Here is an 18,460-nt window from a genome sequence, read left to right as displayed (position 1 = left end):
ATCGACCTATTAAATGTAACGGAATAGCATTATTTAATTTATAAACTTAAGCAGTTGATGTGCGTACAACTGAAATGGAGAAATCTTTATTTGTTATTACATGAGTTATGTTTAATTGAAATCAACCGCTAAAATAATAGGAAGGTATTATCTTATATACTCCTGATCCTTACACCATCCCCTCTTCATATGGATAATTCAATAGTGCTAGATTTTCTTTTGTCAGATACCATGCTCTATAATCTAAATTGCTATTAATAATCAAACGCCCTTTAATTCTTTTAAATAGAGGGCACGCAGTTTGATCCTCAACAACCAAATCCAGATTGTTTAAATTCAATAGTCTTCCAACGACTTCAAGTAGTTTTAGCCATCCGATTTCAATCGTATACGTTTTAAATTGAATACTAATAAAAACATTCGTATCTACACCATACGCTTCAAGATTTGCCTTCCGATAACGTTCTGTATAGTCCTCATCATCATCTAAATTAATGCTCATTGAAAAATATGTGCAACCGACACTTACGCTGTGAGTATAAGATCTGTCCCATACTTCTGCCTCATAATTAATTAATTCTACAAATAATACTTCGCATAACATACTATACAGCAATTTGCTCAATTCTTCTTTAGGAAAATCAGAACCAATACTTAACGAATAATCCACTTACTTATACCTCCAGTATGCTCTAGTTACTTGACGGCCTTCAATGACTAATAGTTCATTTAAATGTTTTAAATCCTTGTGAGTCTGACCTAATATAAACTCTATAAGTTCAGTTCTTTTTTCAAAAGGATAATCATTTAAATTCAACACTATTCTCCTTGCTTGATTTGTGGTTTTATCTCTGAGCATTTTACTAATAGTACTTAGATTAGTTGATTCAGGAGCATAACAATCAAACACTTGGCCCTCTATTATGAAGTCTGGACTTTTATCAGGATTAATACCGTAGCCATTTCCATCGAAACCACTTCCATTTGGAACTTCATCAAGCATTACAGTCCGATATCCTTGTTCGGCAAGTACATTAGCAGATTCATTTTGTCTTTCTAATCCTCTATCACCTTTTGGTGGAATCTCAGCATAATTCCCTTCTGGTTTCCCTCCCGAAGGTAACGAAGGTTTGGTGATCACAGCATTGGGTCTGATTTTAGGTGTATAAGGAATATACTTTTCACCATATAGCTTGTACTCAGAACTAGTTTTCCAGTCTACATTTCCATTACCATATTTTGAACGGAAATACTCCTCCCATTCTGGTCCAGTCCTTGGTGTCTGTACAACATTACCCGTCCCCTCAGTTCCACCCTTGAGGTCTTCCTTACGGTTACCTGATGAACCCTGTCTGTCCATCTTCATAATGACTGGTACGTTCCCACCGTCAGGTAATTGTACGTACCTAATGCGCCACGGAATACTGGCCGCAGCACCTTCCGTCATTTTCCCCACCGCTTTAGCGATGAGTTCGCCCAACTCATTCAGAGATGGAGGAAGCAATGCCGCATTGGTCTTGAATTTCCCATCTTTTAATACTGCACTGGTGCTGTCTGGGCCATCTCCATCTCCATGAAGGAAACCTTTTGGCCCCGAACCATCTCCATGATCCGACTTACGTCCCAATTTATTGATTTTCATGGCGCTTTTCTTGACTAGCGAACTGCCTCCTAGCGCCATTCCCGCAATGTCGAGCTGAGCTAAATTAGCTTCCGCATCCGAGACACCCGCTTGTTTACTCTCTTCTTCAGTGAACGTCAGCATGGTGATCGGATCTTTTTTGGCCTGGTTCATGAGAGGAGTGATGAATTCACTCGCAACCCCTAAGGCGTCATTCCCGAGCTCACCCCAAGACTTTTGAAGTGTCACCACATCGCTTGCATAGTCCCATGTCTTGACTAGACCTTGCCACGTTGCATTCCTCTCCTCTAACGGGCCGACATATCCACCATCTTTGAAGCTACTATACGTGGCTCGGACTTGATCGGGGCCTTCGAGTCCTGTATATAAGATGTCTGCGACATCTCCTACCATGCGGAGCAAGCTCTTGCCTTCATCAATGTTGCGATTCAGTTCGCTTTGGTGCCTAAGCTCCCAATTTCGTGCTAAGCGTTCTTGCTTCAATACTGCTTCTCCCATGCTTGCTAAAGCTTGGTCGAATGCCGACTCAATCATCTCAAATGAACGATGAATCTCTGCTTCAAGCAGCACCTTCTCACTCTTGCCGTTTACCTCTTCGACTAATTCCACATGATCGGTTGCTGTTTGAATGAAGAGACCCTCAGCCCCGTTGAGCGAGACATTCCCACCGCTAATGTTAACGTCTCCCATCGATTGAATCTGGATATGCGTCGTACTGTTTAAGGTCACCCCGTTACCCGCCGCCATGGAAATGTATAATGAGCCCTCTTGWGCATCACCTTGCTGCTTTTTGCGGCATGCGTTGCTTCCTTGGGCTCCTCCCGAACCGATTGCATGACCATCGCTTCATCTTCTTCAGCACTAGGAAAGTACAGTTTCACCTTTGCACCAGGCTCAGGCATCATGTACCATACTTGACTGCCTTCTGCGGCATATGGAAACCATCTTGCTTCGCCCGCTTGCTGATCTTCATCCATATCAAGGTGAACTTTGACCTGATTTCGCTTTACATCGATGATTTTACCATCTATGGAAGCACCAATGATATCCGTCTGCAACTTTTTCGTCAAAGGATGGAAGGTAGGCAACGCGCAGGTATACGTCCACTGTAACATTCCACGATCCATGACTGCTTCGCGGCGGTTGATAAGGTACGTCGCTCCATCACAAGATACTTCGTCGCCTGGCTGTAGTTCCTGACCCAAGTTAAAGGTAAACGTCGTATATTGCTCTTCGTTCACTTGATGCTGCTCATGAGCTACGGTATGTAAATAGTTCTCCAGATTACGTGCCTTCTCATACGGCCGTTCCTTCAGTTCGAAGCTCCTTATGCCTTCCGGATAACCAATCCAAAAACGAGGCTTGTGCGCGGTCACGTCAGGGATAAGATCCGCTCCCATGTGGGAAGCAATCCGCTTCAAAAATGCCCAATCTGTCTCCTGATACTGCATGAGAAAGACTCCGGTCTTGTTTTCCTCCAAGGCATAGTCGATGTAGTCTCCTTCAGGATACGCGTCCATAACACGATGGACAATATCCAGATATCTCAAGTTCTCATTTTGAAAGGATCTCGTTCGCTGAAACGTGTCCAATTCGTAGGTATGGGAGATGACCACCGCTCTTACATAAGTCATTCCTCTGAACGCTTCAATGGAAATGTCATGTAACTGCCCTTTGAACAACGGAATTTCCCGTCCCGTATTATCTTTTCGAATGAATCCGACACGATCGTGGCTCCCCGCCTGTTGAAGAATGGTCTCTTCCCAGTCCTCATCGATCCAGCCACTAAAGGATAAACGGGCATGTGAACCGGCCTGCTGGATCCACTGCAGCCGATCCAATCGTACAGGCCCATACGGCCAATGGATCAGGATATCCTCGTATGTCAGTGTCGATTGTTCTTCGTTCTGCACGACGTTCCCCTTTCTTCTCCTTTTTACTTTTAATTACAGTTGTCCATCCTCATTTATTGTTATCGTTCCACCCTTGCGACAGATCAGTTCCGACCTGTTAAGAAGAGCTGACTCCCCCTCCACTAACACGTCCTCTTTGCCTTGGGTCCATTTGTTGAAAAACGTATCTGGCACACATAACGCCCCATCCACTTTGCAAAACCCGCAACGTCCCACGTTGGCCAGTGGTATAACGTCGGCAACGTTCATTACAGGCTGTTCTTTAATATAAATTCCGTGAGAAAGCGGTAGATTTAATACGCCGGGTTCCGAGCCCTCACTGCAGGTTATCTCTGCGCCACGCACCACATACGTGAACTCTCCACTAAACCCTCCAGACAGGAGGGCTTTGACAAGCATGGGAAGCAACATGTTTTCTCCTCCTCTGCAAAATATGTGTTGGCCATCCGTCTATGCGGTGACCTGAGCACACATGAATATAGCCCTTGTTATCGGTCGCCATATTTGAAGCTGTTCCATAGGAAAGCGAACATTGCCCGTAACCAGTCTGCCGTCCACTGAAGTTACGAAGAATATGTCGTAAGCGATGCCTCGCACCGATGGTTGGATCGATTCACTGTAAAACATAACAAGAGGATCTCCATGCACCGTTTCTTCATGAAGCCACTGTGCATCTTTTTTACGGATTCGCATCTGCTCAGTCATGGCATGACCAATGGCTTGAACCTGGCTGGCTTCGAGCGGATGGTTCAATCTCGTTAGACCGAAGGTAATCCCGTGTATTTCGTCTGTCCACATAGCCTCTTCATGTCCCTGACGGTTATGATCCTGCTGTAACTTTCCCCGAGGCACTTGAACCAAAACGTCTGGTAACGGAAGCAAAAATCCATCCCCCCAAAATTGTTGTGGAGTAAACCTGATTAATGTTCCATGAAGGGTGAGATTGCCATGCCTAACACCGTCGAAGATCTCTTCTTCCGTTAATGCATTCAGCTCCAATATCGCGTCTTCCTGGGCACGCTTCGCGAGACGGATACTACGATCTAATTTCAGTAGCACTTCGTCACCATAGGGTTTCATTCCATCTCCACCTTCCGAAACACAAAGCCTGTGAACCCCCGTCGGAGCATGCTTTCGGCCAAATCCAGACGAACCAGTACACGCGTTTCTCTTACATCGCCCAACATCCATATCCGCTGATCCTGCACCGCTTGCGCATCCAATACGAGTTGTTTCAATGAACCATCCGGATGAAAAACACTTTTCTTGGAGAACGTGGATGCGTTGGAGAGCTTAAAAACCCAGTAGCTGAATGGTTCGCCGTTCTCTTCATTGATAAAGGTTACCGATTTAAACGGAATCGTTTCGTCGACGTTCTCCATAAGCCGCTTCATGCGATCGCTCATATAGTAGGCAGGCCTTGTTATCCAATCGGTCATTTCGTCATGTGGTTTTCGCTCGATCCTCCGAACTGAAGAGAATGGCAATTCATCATAAGGCGTATCTATAACTGGTGGCCTGAATACATTCAATATTCGTTGGTCTTCGATCAGTTCGTAATATTGCTGAACCATAGTCCCTCCTTGTCTTCTCGCGTGGGTATTGCCACCCAAAGTACCGATGCCAGTTGCTCGTCGCTCCATTGGTCTTCATACTTGTCGCGATCATGAATCCATACCTGTGCACCTGTAAGATTTGCCTCTTTGAAATCGGCTTGGGCCAAGTTGGCGCCTCTCAAATCCGCGTTCTCTAGATTGGCTCTTTCGAAGGAAATACCTTGAAGTCCCAGCGAAGTTGTTGCAAATCCATCCCCGTTTCCTCCATCCGAGGTTTCCGAAAGGTTGGCTCCCTTCAGGTTACATCCCCAAAAACTGGCATCGGTGAGCACGCTTCCGCGAAGATCCGTTTCGCTCAGGTTGCTTCGGTGCCACTTTGTGCCGATGAGAACGGAATTTCTGAAGCTACATTTCCTAAAGTCAGCGTCACTGAAGTCGGAATACCGAACATCGACATAATCAAATGAACCCTCAGGCAAAGAAAGCGAAGTATAGTCCCCGTAAGCATTCTCCAAACCGTCTGCTGCTGATAATTTTTTTCGTAGGTGTTGTATATTTCGGTGATCGCCTTCCCTGATGTGCACCGGCTCACTATAGTCCTTATATTCCCCAACCCTGATCTGGAAGCGATCTGATCGATCTAATGCTTGCATCTCTGGCAAGTTCAAAATATGGGGTACAGCCATTCGGGCGATGGCCATAACGAAGGCATTGAATTGTGCTGCCGCTTGCAAGATCATCCGTTCTGCATCCGATGCGTTCAGCTTTCCTCCATAGCGTTTCATTTCTACAATCAGCGAATCCTGTAGTTCGTTCAATGGCGCAAAGGCCCATGTTGCGTCGTATTCGTGGAAACATCCGATGTCATCCCAATACCAGTCCTCGGAGTAAGCCTCCAAGAGGTAGGCATAGCTACCATTAACTAGCGACATTCTTAGCATGGAACAATGAATGAATGCGACAGAACGCTTGCCTTGCTGTTCCTGATCCATTTTGGCTTGAATACATAGCTGCCTGATCGACTCCACGAAAGCTTGGATTAATTCCTCTCTGTGTTCCACAACATAAGTTCTAAGGGTTGAAAGAGCATAGTGAATGGCAGGTTCCAGCACGACCTGATTGAAGTGGGTTAAGGCCTCTTCTTTATTCATTGTTGTTCCTTTCCAACGTGGTAGCCACTGTTCTTGTTGTCATGGACAGAAACTAGTTCAGTTTGATTTCAGATCCATGCATTTTCAGCTCTTCTTCTAACGTAATCGTGTTTCCCTTACCGGTCAGTTCGATTTTACTACCAGCAATGCGAATCGTCTGCCCAGACATGACAACGTCCTGTCCAGCTGTGATACTCACATTCTGATCGCTAACAATTTCAATGCCGCTTTCATCACTGACGGTAATGTACATGCCTCCTGCAGAAATGACGATTTTATCCGGAGCAAGCATGATTTCTTTGCCATACTTCGTCCGGAAAGTCTTGATGTCGGGATTGCCCATCCGATCTTCGGGGACAGGAGCGGGGGGAACGACCCGTACGCTCTCTGGAGAACTTCCCGCGCCGGCGGAACTAACGCTGCTACGTGTAGAACTGGAAACACCCGAACTTCCACCCGAGTATCCTCCGTTTGGAGATGCTCCTGTCGTCGTTCCAGACGAGCCTGATGGTTTAACGGCCTGTTCAGGATCCTGCCGCTTGACAGAGCTGATGGCGATGCCTTCTTCTTCTTTTTTACTCGGAAAATAGATTCGGATATGATCGTTCACCTCAGGCATGCAGTACCAGCCGGTATTATTCTCAGAGGCGTAAATAGTAGAATACGGAAAATAGTAAGCCGTACTCTCATCCTGCTGCTCATCCATATCCAGTTTCGCTCGCACTTTATCCCCTTTGACCTGAAGCACTTTAGCCTGAATCGATGCGCCAATGATAGACGTATTGTAGCGCTTCTTTTGCCGCATTCCTTCAAAGGGAAATAATGAATAGGTGTGCTCCAATAAGCTATCTTTAAAACGCGAGGTGACCTCGCCGACATTCCATCTTCGCCCTTTGAATTGAACTTCCGACCCCAAAGCGAACCACTGCCTGCTATCCGCCTCGTAGACGATATAATCAAGGTCTTTTGCACCAGGCATCTTATTTTCCATTGCTGAACGGTAATCGGCAATTCGTTTGGTAGCGATATAATGTGTAGCCAAGAATTCTCCCTTATACTGACCTTCGGGCACGCCAAAGTAGAACTTGGGCTTCCCTGACGTCGAATCGGCAATCAGCCCCGTATAGAAATGGGAAGCCATCCGTTGAATGAATTGCCAGTCTGTCTCTTCATACTGCATCACGAAGTCGCCAATCTTCTTTCCTTCCGTCACGTAATCAATCACATCCGAACCGTCATAGGGGGATATGATTTTCCTGACCAGATTAGCATAGGTGAGGTTCGGATTTTGGAATGAACGTTTGTGTAGCTTCAGATCCAGCAGATGGGTATGGGATATCGCATCTACTAAAAGCGTATGTACACCGTTAATGACTTTCACTTTGACATAAAGCACAATACCGGAAAAAAACGTAGTTTCATTCCCTTCATCGTCCACCACCTTCACTGTGATATCTGTCTGAGATGTCGTGGCTTGTACATAACTGTCTTTTCGCACCTCCGGTATGACCGCTTCCAATTTTAATCTGGCATGTCCATTTAACGATCGGTGAACTTCAAGTGTTTGCAAACGAGTGATTTCGTACGGTGTTATCTTCACCTGACCGTACGTAATAGCGGAAATACTCACAACAATCCTCCTTGTATCCAACATTATTTTCATAATCATCCTAAATATCATGTATTTATATTAATCGGGATTTTATGGACAAAATTGAATACGAAGAAAGTATCAAATTATGAGGTGTATTTGTGCAATATGAACAGTTTCATTTCCTATGATTTTGACAACATAGTACCTCTTTGTTAATGAGGATATATCAACTCTGAGATAGAATCGAAGTACAGAGGGAGGACGGAACGTAATCGTTCCATTTTGTATAAAGTCTCTAAAATATAAAGTCACGGGGCAATTAAATATACGGAACAAGACGCAAGCGGAAACAAAAAGGCATTATCATGAGCATGTCCCACAAGAGTACGCCCACAGATAATGCCCCTATTAAATCGTTTATTCCCACGCTAAAGTCTGAAACGCTCTATCTCGATTCATTAACCAGTACAACGATGGCAATCGTCGAGAAAGGTGTTTTGATCCCTATCTCACAAATAGGAACAGTCCCTAATCTTTAAAACTAAGTATATTTTAATCGATCAAGCCGTTAACCGTGATTACGTCCCGGGTTTGATCAGTTTAATAGCTTGACCCATTGACAAACATGAATTTGAGGCACACCTACAGCTCACTCTATTTCTTCTGGGATACGTGCGGATACTTGTGCATGACCTTTTTCACTTCTCAGTTTAGAGAACACGGCAAGGTCAACGTATCTGCCCTTCTCAAACTCATGCTCCCGCAAAACGCCTTCCTGCTGAAAACCAAGCTTGCGCAACAGGTGAATCGACGCTTCATTCTTCGGTTCTACTCTTGCTTCGATCTTATTGAGCTGCATGCTCGTGAATCCAAACTGCATAATAACTCTTGCTACCTCTGTCATGACACCTCGTCCCCAATAATCCGGGTGTAGATCGTATCCAATCTCAGCGCGGTTATGTACCTCTTCCAGGTTGAGAAACCCACAGGTTCCAATGACTTTTCCAGATTCACCATCCTCAATCATCCAACGTAAACCTGACTTTTCTCTGAAAATCTTCGCATACCAACTCATCTCACCGTTCGCATCATCTACTGACTCGAAGGGGGTAAACGGCATAAACTCAACTACAGCTTCATTCGAATACAATTCCAAAATATCATGGCTGTCCTTGACCTCTGCCGACCGAAGGTTGAATCGTTCTGTCCTTAGTTGAGGGAAATCATCAAAATCAAATCGATTACTCATATGTCATCTCCTTTGTTTTAGAATATTTTACAACGCTTTACTATAGATAAGAAAGCCTATCTTAGACAGACCCTCCGTGAAGCTATCCTCTCGCTATTCGAATAGAAACAGGTATCTGTGCGTCTCCATCAGCGATTGTGTATTCAATCATGTTGTCAGCATATGAATCCACTGTAAAAACAAAAAAACGTGTATTGGCACCCCATCGTTTCTTAACGATTCAGTACCAACACACGTCTTTGAACTACAATTATTTCACCTAAATATTCACTATTCCGTCTACTTGATGCTCACCCACGGATATCTGGATGGCTCGTCAAACAATAGACGAATTCGATCTGGAGAGCGTCCTTCTTCATCAAATAACATTAGCTCATTCTCTTCCTGTAACCAGGCAACAGGGATTTTGTAATCCTCCTGTGGACCAATCTGCCAGTAACGTCCAAGATCATGACCATTGAGATGAAGCGTGCCTTTACTCATTCCAGTAAGTCTTACCTTCACATTCACAACAAACTGGTCGGATACAGCTGGCATTTTAAAGTTCCAACGGTACCATGCAGGCTGACCTTCTCCCTGATTGGCAGTACGATTGCCAATAGTAGCCGCATGTTCGCCGAGAAGACTAGATGGCGATCCTGCCTCTTGTGTCTCCCACTGCTGCGGAAGCAATGCATCATTACCCGCCATACGCCAACCGCTCAATTCATCGGCACTACGATACAAGATCAGTTCAAGCCGCTCAAGCGGTGATTTGGAATAAGGCATCTCCAAGGTATTCACTTCACCTTGACGCAGATAGCTGGAAAGGTCAACCGTAGCGAAGGAGAACCAATCATGATAACCTTCCATCGGTACTTCGGTGCCGTTCACGCGTAGACCTTTGCTTACAGCACCGACCAGAATCGCGCGGTCATTGCCATTTAGCTCAAAGCTTCTACTTAGAAGTGGAGCTTCCGTTAGATTATTCACTTCATCCAGTTGTATAGAAGTATCTGCCGCCTGCCAATCACGACGAATATCTTGCACCGAACCGCCCAGATATGCAGGACCAGCAAGTCCTTTGCTCTCTCCGAGATTCGGTGAGAAATTCAATCTACCCATTTGCTGCACGAGAATCTGCAGGGTATTATGACCTTGGGTTGCTTGAATGTTCACACCTGCTGCACCAACCTGACGCACTAATGCCTGTTCTACCTGATTCACATAGACTCTTGCGGTATCTTGAAGATCAGGAAGTACAATATGCGTCATTCCGCCATTCGGACTTTCGAAATCACACTCGTAGAGCAGATAACCGAAATCCTGCCCGTACTGTGAGAAGTGCTCGGGCTGCCCACTTGCTGGACGCTGATCAGCTGCCAGTTGCACACGTGCTACCTCTGGAGAACGTGACAATGTTGGTACCACTGGAGGTGTAAGTGCTGCAACGGATGAAGCTGACAACGGCTCACTTGTTTCTGTTCGAGCGATGAATTCGCGCCCTGTCCACGTCTGCTCGCCATCCCGCCACTCGCCGAGTAACACTACGGTGCGATCCAGATCAGAGATTGAACCTTTTACTTGGCCATTCGCTAGCATTTGAACTTCATCAAAACCAATCGCATAACGATGTTCATTCTGACTAATACCATCTAATCGCCATGTACGGTTCATCGAGTCCCGATCCAGCACAATCAATCGAATGGACACATCGCCCGCCTGAAGACGAATGATTCCCGGTTCACGGAAGTGGAACAAGTCGAAGCGATATAGGTCTCGTTCCGAATCCTTCTCCACAAGAACCTGCATACTACTGCTGACAACTTCCAATGCAGGCGCTTCCAGATCCAATACAGATCGCTGTCCGGAATCTGCTGAGATGAACAAGTTCAGCTCTCCGTTAATCATCTCATTACCTGTGATCAAGGCTCCGCTTGTTACATAGACGTTATCCGCAAGACGAACGCGATCCAGCACCGGAATGATCTGACCTGGATTTACAGTGATCGGAAGTGTTCGACCATCTTCAAACGTAATGGTGGTTCCCTCACGTTCACCTTTGTGGCTTTCTACAAACCAGATATTCTGGTTATCCGCAGTGCGGCCACGTACAGACAATCCTTCCGGATGGCGGATTTTAATCTGCTCTGTAGGAACCTCTTCCGATTGAAGCAGCAATGGTCCGAATGCATCTACAAAATAGGATACCGTTTTCGTAACTGCATATTTCTCGGTTACACGTCCATATTCATTCAGCGGAGCATCGTAGTCATAGGAAGTGATCATAAAGATATCGCTGCTACCTATCGTTCTACCGCCATATCCACCGAAATTCGTACCGCCAAAGAACATGTAGTGGCTAATACCCGTATATCCGGTTTGGAGAATTTCCATGATTCGTCTCTCAAGTAGAGCCGGCGTCTTCTGGATTGCGGAAGGACCACCCCAGTTCTCAAACCAACCAGTCCAGAACTCGGTCACCATCTTCGGCGTATCGGGCTGCTTCGCTCTGAGCTTCGCATAGTGCTCATCTGCACCCGACCAGAAATTAGCGCCCTCAATAGTGCCTTCTGCTCCTCCGACACAAGTGATCAATGGCACATCAATTCCACGCTGTAATAAACCATCGCGCAGATAGATCATATGCTCGCTTGCCGCTTCGTCGTCCTTGATATATTCATACTCGTTCTCGACTTGCACCAGAATAACAGTACCGCCAGAGGAAATCTGACGCTTACGGATAATCGGTACGAGTTGATCAAAATACAGATCCACATAATGGAGATAGGTTTCATTATTTTCACGGAACTTCATGTCAGGCTTCGTTCCGAGCCAATAAGGGAAGCCGCCGAAATCCCATTCAGCACAGATAAACGGCCCCGGACGAGCAATAACCCACATTCCGAGCTCTGCACACAGATCAAGGAATTCTCCGCAATCGTTGTCTCCTTCGAAGTTCCACTGCCCTTCCTCAGGCTCATGGACATTCCAAGCAAAATACGTATCAATACAGTTCATGCCAGCAAGCTTTGCTTTCACTAGCAACTGTCTCCACTCTTCCTTTGGCATACGGAAGTAATGAATTGTAGCACTATTCAGAAATACGCGCTCTCCATTTAGCATGAAGCTACGCTGGTCATACGTCAGCTCCAATGGAAGCTGGTCTGATGTGGAGCCAATAATTTGGGAATCGACATTGTTCTCGCCTGCTTGATCTTGAACCAACAGGGATGGTTTCTCTCTCATCGATGTGTTCCCCTCCTTCTATCTAATTCAGTTCAACCTGTATAACATACCATTATTGAGATTGAAGTGTAACCCCTTCCAATACAACGGTAGTAATGGAGTTCTCTGCCGTATTGACTTCTATTCCATTTGAGTATACTTTAACGTCCTCAAGCTGCTTCATATCTAGATCCGGTGAGGTTTGATAGACCTGTGCTGTGGTCGAATTCCCATAGGTAAACGGCTCCAGTGCAAACGAGGTTTTGCCAGCAGATAACTCGTTACGAATCACTAACACCAGCCGTTGACTGGTCTTGTCATATGCCGCCAGCGTCCGTCCATCATCCGTTGGAATAATCGTTGCACCCGGACGAATGAACTTCGTGAATTGAGCCATACCATAATACTGTTTGGTGAGTTCATACGAATCTTGTGCAGCAAAATCCGCATGGATGAAGCCCCAGTTGTTATTTGCACCTTCATCTTCTACCGCCTGCCAGTATACCCAAGCCGAAGGCTGCATCACTTTGAGGTCGAACATAATGCGCTCAGCCAGTTCCTGTACTGATGTCATATCGTCATGACTATGCGGCTCGCTGCCACCTGTTCCATACTCGGACATCCACAGCTTCTTACCCTGTTTCTTAGCAAGTTCGCGGAGTTCCTCCATTTTGCTTCCATTATAAGAGTGAGTATTGATCTGTGAGATCGCATCCAATGTGTCCTGATCATAGAGACTGAAATTGAATACCGTCTCATCAATACTATTATCGTCCGCTGCGCTAACGACCGTGCCATCCAAACCTTTACTCTGAAGGGAAGCGGCTACTTTCTTGATGATCTCTGCCTGCTTATCGTTGCTAAAATGACTGCCTTCCTGCATATTGCCCTTCTTCCACCAATCCGAGGATGGCTCGTTCAAAGGGTCAAGTGTACGGAACGTAATGCCCCATTCATCGCGATAATGTTTGACCACTTCTGTTAAATAATCCGCAAAGGCATCGTATTGATCCTCCTGCAAATTGTTACTTCCATCGACTGCTCCAGTCACAGATCCGCTGATCGTCATCCAGTACGGCGGCGAATTCGAGAAGGCTTCCGCAATGTCAGCGCCTCGTTCCAACGCACCTTTCAACACCGCACGTTGACCTGCATCCGCCTCCCAATCCCATTCGCCCGGTTCAGGCTGGAAGCCAGGAACATCTCCCCCTGGACGTAATGCTTTCATCTCAGGGTTCTCCTCGCCTCCAATGTTGTAACGAACAATATTCAGTCCAAGCCCTTTGGCTGGGTCAAATACCAGATCCATCACTTCATCTACCTTCGCCTGATCCTTCCATTCACCCATATTGTTCGCCCACCACGCAAGTGATGTTCCCCAACCTTCAAAATGATCATAGGACTGCTCCAGCTTCAAATTTACAGGTTCTCCCTCAAAGGCAAGTGGCTTCGATTGTCCATTGGCAAATTGATTCAATACAATTCCTCCTCCAGCTAGCAGTACAACCAGGGCAGCACCCATCAGGATGTAGTTTCGTCTGCGTCTGCTACGATGTTGATCACGACTCATGGTTCACACAATCCTCTCTCCAAGTGCACCGATCGTGCATGTGTAGTCACCTTTGTGTGTCTGACACTTGTTTGTCTATACATTTGGTTGCCTAACGTTAAACTGTTTCTTTGAGGCTGCACACGTTAGCAATGTCGCGCTATACCACTTTCGTTACTTGATACCGCTGCTACCTCCGCTAATGTTTGCTTCATAGACATAACGTTGTCCGAATAGATAAACGAGCACCATCGGAATTGTTAGGAACAAGGAAGCGATCATGACTAAGTTCCATGGTGGCATCTGTCCACCACCAACAGTAGTCAGAAGTTGAACACCCAGGGCTAGTGGCATTTTCTCCGGGTCATTGATATAAATGAGCGGCCCCATGAAGTTACCCCAGTTGTAGGAGAATGAGAAAATAGCGATAGCAGCCAATATTGGATAGGTCAGCGGCATAATAATTTTCCAGTAGATCCCCGGATGACCCATGCCGTCAATCATCGCTGCTTCATCCAGTGATTTTGGAATGCTCATGACAAATTGCCGGATCAGGAATACGTTGAACGCACCCGCGAAGAAGCTCGGTACGATCAGTGGATAGAAGGTATTAATCCAGTCCAGATGGCGGAAGATGATAAATTGCGGTACCATCGTAACCTCACCCGGGATCATCATTGTGCTGAGCAGCACGATAAATAAGAAACGACTGCCTCTCGCTTTGATCCGTGCGAAACCATACGATACAATCGATGCAGACAATACAGATCCGATAATCGTGAATACCGTGATAATAATGGAGTTTTTCAGATAAGTACCAAGATTGTTATTCGTAAAGATGGTGTAGAAGTTCGACCATTGAAATTCGAGTGGAATAAACGTAAAGGCTGATTTTACCGTCGTTGCGTCACTCGCCAGTGCAATGGAGATCATGTACAGGAAAGGGGAAGCCAGAAGCACCCCGACCAGAATCAGAAAAATATAGGATATCGTCTTCTCGACAGTGGATGGATTACTCATTCGCTTTTCCCTCCTCGTAGTGCACCCATAGCGCCGATGAACGGAACACAACCAGGGTCAGTGCCATGATGATGATGAATAATACCCACGCAATTGCGGATGCATAGCCCATTTTGTAGAACTGGAATGCGTTCTGGAACAGGTACGGCACAACCATCTGACTAGAATTATCCGGCCCACCCGCCGTAACGATAAATACCTGTGCGAATGTCTGAAGTGCGCCAATCATGCCTGTTACCAGGTTGAAGAAAATGACAGGCGTAAGCATCGGAAATGTAATGTGGAAGAAGGATTGCGAGCTTTTGGCTCCATCGATGGCAGCGGCCTCGTACAACTCCTGAGGGATACCTTTCATACCCGCCAGCAGCAGTACCACGCCGCCCCCAACGCCCCATAAGGACATGAGAATCAATGCAGGTTTGACCCAATTTGGATCAAGAAGCCAAGCAGGACCTTGAATACCGAATACAGCAAGCGCTTGGTTAATTAAACCCTCTGTTGGTGCAAGCAAGTGGATAAAGAGCAAGGAGCTTGCTACGACTGGAACGACAGAAGGTAGATAGAACAGAATGCGGAAGAATGTAATCCCTTTGATTTTCTTGTTGAGATAATAGGCAATCCAGAGCGAGATGGACATACCAAGTGGTATCGATATCAAGGCATAGAAAAAGGTGTTACCCACCGACTTCCAGAAGATCGGGTCATCAGTTAACAAGATTTTGTAGTTATCAATACCGATGAAATTCGGGGACTGGAACAGGTCCCAGTTGGTGAAGCTCATGTAGATGGAAAACAAAATCGGGCCCAGGGTAAGTCCTAGGAAACCAATTAGCCAAGGCGAGATAAAGATATAAAACCATTTCCCGTCCTTTTTCTTCACGTTAAGCCCTCCCATAACAAAGCGAGCAGACGAAACCCGGGTTCATGCCGAATTCCGTCTGTCCCCCTGTCGATCTATTTGTTCGTGTTCAAAAGGTTCGCTCTTGAACAACTTCTATTTATAGATTCTTTCCAGTCCACTCTGAATCTCGTTTACGGTATCATCGAGTGAAGCTTTGTTGTTAAAATACACACCCAGCTTGTCATTGATCAGCTTCATCATTTCATTCCATTGTGGATTGAACGGTTCAGCGTAAATGGTAGATTCACTGAAAGCAGCCATATTGATTTTTTTGCCACCATATTCCGCATTAAGGAACTCGTCGCTAGATAGACCTGCTTTCGTTGCTGGTGCATCTTGGCCTGCTTTGATCATTGGCATCTGAGCCTCAGGTGTAGTGAGTGCTTCGATCACCTTGAACGCTTCCTCTTTATGTTTGGATGCATTCGTAATCGTTAAGCCGTTGAAGAACGCATTGGTCTCACCCCAGATCGGAGAGATATCCCAGTTGATGCCTTCTACCTTAGCAAGTGAACCAATATTCCAGAATCCTGTCGTTTCCATCGCAATTTTACCTTGAGCAAATAGTGGGTCAGCACCGATATTTCCCATATCCGCAATCTCCGTTGGTGTCGGGCTTGCACCGTGTACGAATGTTAAGTCATTCATGAACTGCAACGCTTTGCGGACAGGCTCTGTATTGAACGAAGGTTTACCATTCTCGTCGAAGATTCCGCCACCGTTCTGGTAGATTAATTGCATCCATTGCGGCCACCAGCTACCTGGATAGTAGCCCCATTGAACCGTTTTGCCGTTCTCTTGCACGGTCAGCTTCTGAGCTGCCGCCAGCAGATCTTCTTGTGTCCATTCCTTGGTTGGGTATTCTACACCAGCCTTGTCGAACAGATCTTTGTTATAGAAAAGCACCATCGCGCCAGCGCGGTCAGGCAGTCCGAATTGTTTGCCATCATATTTCATCAAATTCGCGATATCGTCTGAATAACGCTCTGACATGTTCACATTGTGCTCCTTGATCATGTCATCGAGCGGAATAATCTGATTCTTAGAGGCGTACGCCTGATAGTTCTCGGCAATCATCATGATGTCAGGTGCAGTACCCCCGGCAATCATCGTCTGTACCTTCTGGTCATAATCCCCTGCAACAACGTTGAGCTTCACGTTAATGTCCGGATAGGTTTGTTTCACAATGTCGAGCCGTTCCTGATAAATCTTCTTCTCATCCTCTGAGCCCCAGATCGTCATACTTAGATCGACCTTGCCACCTTCCGAACCGCTTGCTCCACCATTCTCGCCTTTACTACAGGCTGTCAGACCAAATACCATGACCAGCATCAATAACGAAATGACCTTTAAACTTCTTCTCATACTGTACGCCCCCTTGGATAATGAATGGATTATTTCATTGAAACCCATTTCATGAAATGGGTTTCATTAAGCTGAAACATAAAACCCGATTCACTTTATGAAAGGGGTTTCATTTACGCACTCATTATATTTCACCCTTAGAGAAAATGTCAACGCTTTCTTTTTGAGAACCTAACCCTTTTCATCGTGGTGCTGGCCCTGTACTTTGACGTATGATAAGTTCTGGTTGCAGGACAGTCTGCTTCTTCACTTGTCGCTGATTAATCAACTCATGCAGCTTATCCACCGCGAGTTTGCCCAGTTGATACGTGTTCTGTGAGACGGTTGTAAGTTCAGGAATCACAGCACTTGCAAGCGGTGTATCATCGAAACCTACGATCGAAATATCTCTCGGTATGGATAAGCCGTGCTCAATGGTCGTCTTCATTGCACCAATCGCTGTATTGTCATTCACGCAGATGACTGCTGTTGGCGGATTATCACACTCCAGAAGCTTAGCCATCTCCCGCTTACCGTCATCAATGGAGAAGCTACCCAATAAGAGTCTGTCCTTCGGGATTTCGAGCCCATGCTCACGGAGCTTTTTCTGAACAGCCTTGACCTTAACCATCGTGGTCGCTAACTCCTTCAATCCACCTACAAATGCAATGTCCTTATGTCCCAGTTCGAGTAAATGTTCAGCAGCTAGAGCCGCCCCAGCTCCTTCATCCGTATACACGCGGTGGAACCCGCCTTTGGCAATATTGCCATTGACCAGTACAATTGGCGTACGTTTGCCAACATCAATCAATTCCTGAGCCATGTCATCCGGACAAGACTGCATATTAATGCGCCCGCCTAGGAAAATAATACCGTCTACCCGCTTCTCGCGCAGCATGGACAGGTATTCAGACTCCCGATTGTAATCGCCTGCGGTGTTGCAGAGAAAGAATGTATATCCCAGACCACGTGCCTCATTCTCTGCGCCCCAGAATACTTCCGGGAAGAATGGATTCGTAATATCTGGCAGAATGATCGCAATGGTGCCTGTTTCTTTTTTGATCAGACTGCGCGCTTGGGCGTTAGGTTGGAATTGGTGCTTGGCGATAATCGACATGATCTTTTCCCTCGTGCTTGCACGTACGGGTGCCGTATCATTCAGCACCCGGGAAACCGTGGATACAGATACGTTCGCCTCTTTGGCAATATCATATATCGTAATTGGTGTCATATGTAGAACCTTCCTTTTTCACTGATTTTCCTGCTTATCATACCAGATAAGGATTATCGATGAAACGGGTTTCATTCCACAACTTTGGAGCCAGAGCGGCTCA

The 18,460-nt window shown here is 46.0% G+C and carries 15 protein-coding genes; all 15 read right to left on the bottom strand.

Annotation, left to right across the window (positions count from 1 at the left end; genetic code table 11):
• Positions 1-169 precede the first annotated feature (169 nt).
• Positions 170-670: a hypothetical protein gene (locus ASD24_RS24565; RefSeq protein ID WP_056701558.1), complete on the bottom strand. Its 501-nt coding sequence runs from the start codon at positions 668-670 to the stop codon at positions 170-172.
• The gene (locus ASD24_RS24560; protein ID WP_162248971.1) at positions 671-2,371 is read right to left on the bottom strand and encodes a hypothetical protein; all 1,701 of its coding nucleotides are present in this window, start codon (positions 2,369-2,371) and stop codon (positions 671-673) included.
• Positions 2,368-3,555 carry a hypothetical protein gene (locus tag ASD24_RS24555; RefSeq protein ID WP_056701553.1) on the bottom strand — a complete coding sequence of 396 codons (1,188 nt, stop codon included), beginning with the start codon at positions 3,553-3,555 and terminating at the stop codon, positions 2,368-2,370. The genes ASD24_RS24560 and ASD24_RS24555 overlap by 4 nt, the downstream gene beginning before the upstream one ends.
• A gap of 33 nt (positions 3,556-3,588) precedes the next feature.
• On the bottom strand, positions 3,589-3,966 hold the full coding sequence (locus tag ASD24_RS24550) for a DUF4280 domain-containing protein (protein ID WP_200956191.1): 378 nt from the start codon (positions 3,964-3,966) through the stop codon (positions 3,589-3,591).
• A 39-nt stretch (positions 3,967-4,005) separates the two neighbouring features.
• Complete coding sequence (locus ASD24_RS24545; RefSeq protein WP_056701551.1) at positions 4,006-4,635, bottom strand: hypothetical protein; 630 nt, start codon at positions 4,633-4,635, stop codon at positions 4,006-4,008.
• A complete protein-coding gene (locus tag ASD24_RS24540; protein ID WP_056701548.1) occupies positions 4,632-5,129 on the bottom strand; it encodes an imm11 family protein in 498 nt (165 codons plus the stop codon). Before ASD24_RS24540 ends, ASD24_RS24545 begins: the two co-directional genes overlap by 4 nt.
• Complete coding sequence (locus ASD24_RS24535) at positions 5,105-6,262, bottom strand: pentapeptide repeat-containing protein (protein WP_056701547.1); 1,158 nt, start codon at positions 6,260-6,262, stop codon at positions 5,105-5,107. Before ASD24_RS24535 ends, ASD24_RS24540 begins: the two co-directional genes overlap by 25 nt.
• A gap of 52 nt (positions 6,263-6,314) precedes the next feature.
• Positions 6,315-7,892, bottom strand: a complete 1,578-nt coding sequence (locus tag ASD24_RS24530) for a contractile injection system protein, VgrG/Pvc8 family (protein WP_056701545.1) — start codon at positions 7,890-7,892, stop codon at positions 6,315-6,317.
• 613 nt (positions 7,893-8,505) lie between these two features.
• A complete protein-coding gene (locus ASD24_RS24525; RefSeq protein ID WP_056701543.1) occupies positions 8,506-9,105 on the bottom strand; it encodes a GNAT family N-acetyltransferase in 600 nt (199 codons plus the stop codon).
• A 279-nt stretch (positions 9,106-9,384) separates the two neighbouring features.
• Entirely contained in the window at positions 9,385-12,333 is a 2,949-nt protein-coding gene (locus ASD24_RS24520) for a beta-galactosidase (protein WP_082560537.1), read from the bottom strand.
• A 52-nt stretch (positions 12,334-12,385) separates the two neighbouring features.
• Entirely contained in the window at positions 12,386-13,882 is a 1,497-nt protein-coding gene (locus ASD24_RS24515) for a glycoside hydrolase family 30 protein (protein ID WP_056701542.1), read from the bottom strand.
• Between the two features lie 153 nt (positions 13,883-14,035).
• Positions 14,036-14,881, bottom strand: a complete 846-nt coding sequence (locus ASD24_RS24510) for a carbohydrate ABC transporter permease (RefSeq protein ID WP_056701540.1) — start codon at positions 14,879-14,881, stop codon at positions 14,036-14,038.
• Positions 14,874-15,761: a carbohydrate ABC transporter permease gene (locus tag ASD24_RS24505; protein ID WP_056701537.1), complete on the bottom strand. Its 888-nt coding sequence runs from the start codon at positions 15,759-15,761 to the stop codon at positions 14,874-14,876. Before ASD24_RS24505 ends, ASD24_RS24510 begins: the two co-directional genes overlap by 8 nt.
• A 114-nt stretch (positions 15,762-15,875) precedes the next feature.
• Complete coding sequence (locus tag ASD24_RS24500; RefSeq protein WP_056701535.1) at positions 15,876-17,147, bottom strand: ABC transporter substrate-binding protein; 1,272 nt, start codon at positions 17,145-17,147, stop codon at positions 15,876-15,878.
• Positions 17,148-17,328: 181 nt separating this feature from the next.
• Positions 17,329-18,357 carry a LacI family DNA-binding transcriptional regulator gene (locus ASD24_RS24495; RefSeq protein ID WP_056701533.1) on the bottom strand — a complete coding sequence of 343 codons (1,029 nt, stop codon included), beginning with the start codon at positions 18,355-18,357 and terminating at the stop codon, positions 17,329-17,331.
• Positions 18,358-18,460 lie beyond the last annotated feature (103 nt).

The sequence above is a fragment of the Paenibacillus sp. Root52 genome, assembly GCF_001426865.1.
In the GTDB taxonomy this organism is placed as follows: Bacteria; Bacillota; Bacilli; order Paenibacillales; family Paenibacillaceae; genus Paenibacillus.
The sequence above is the reverse complement of the archived record's forward strand: the minus strand, read 5'-3'. Positions and strand labels throughout refer to the sequence as shown.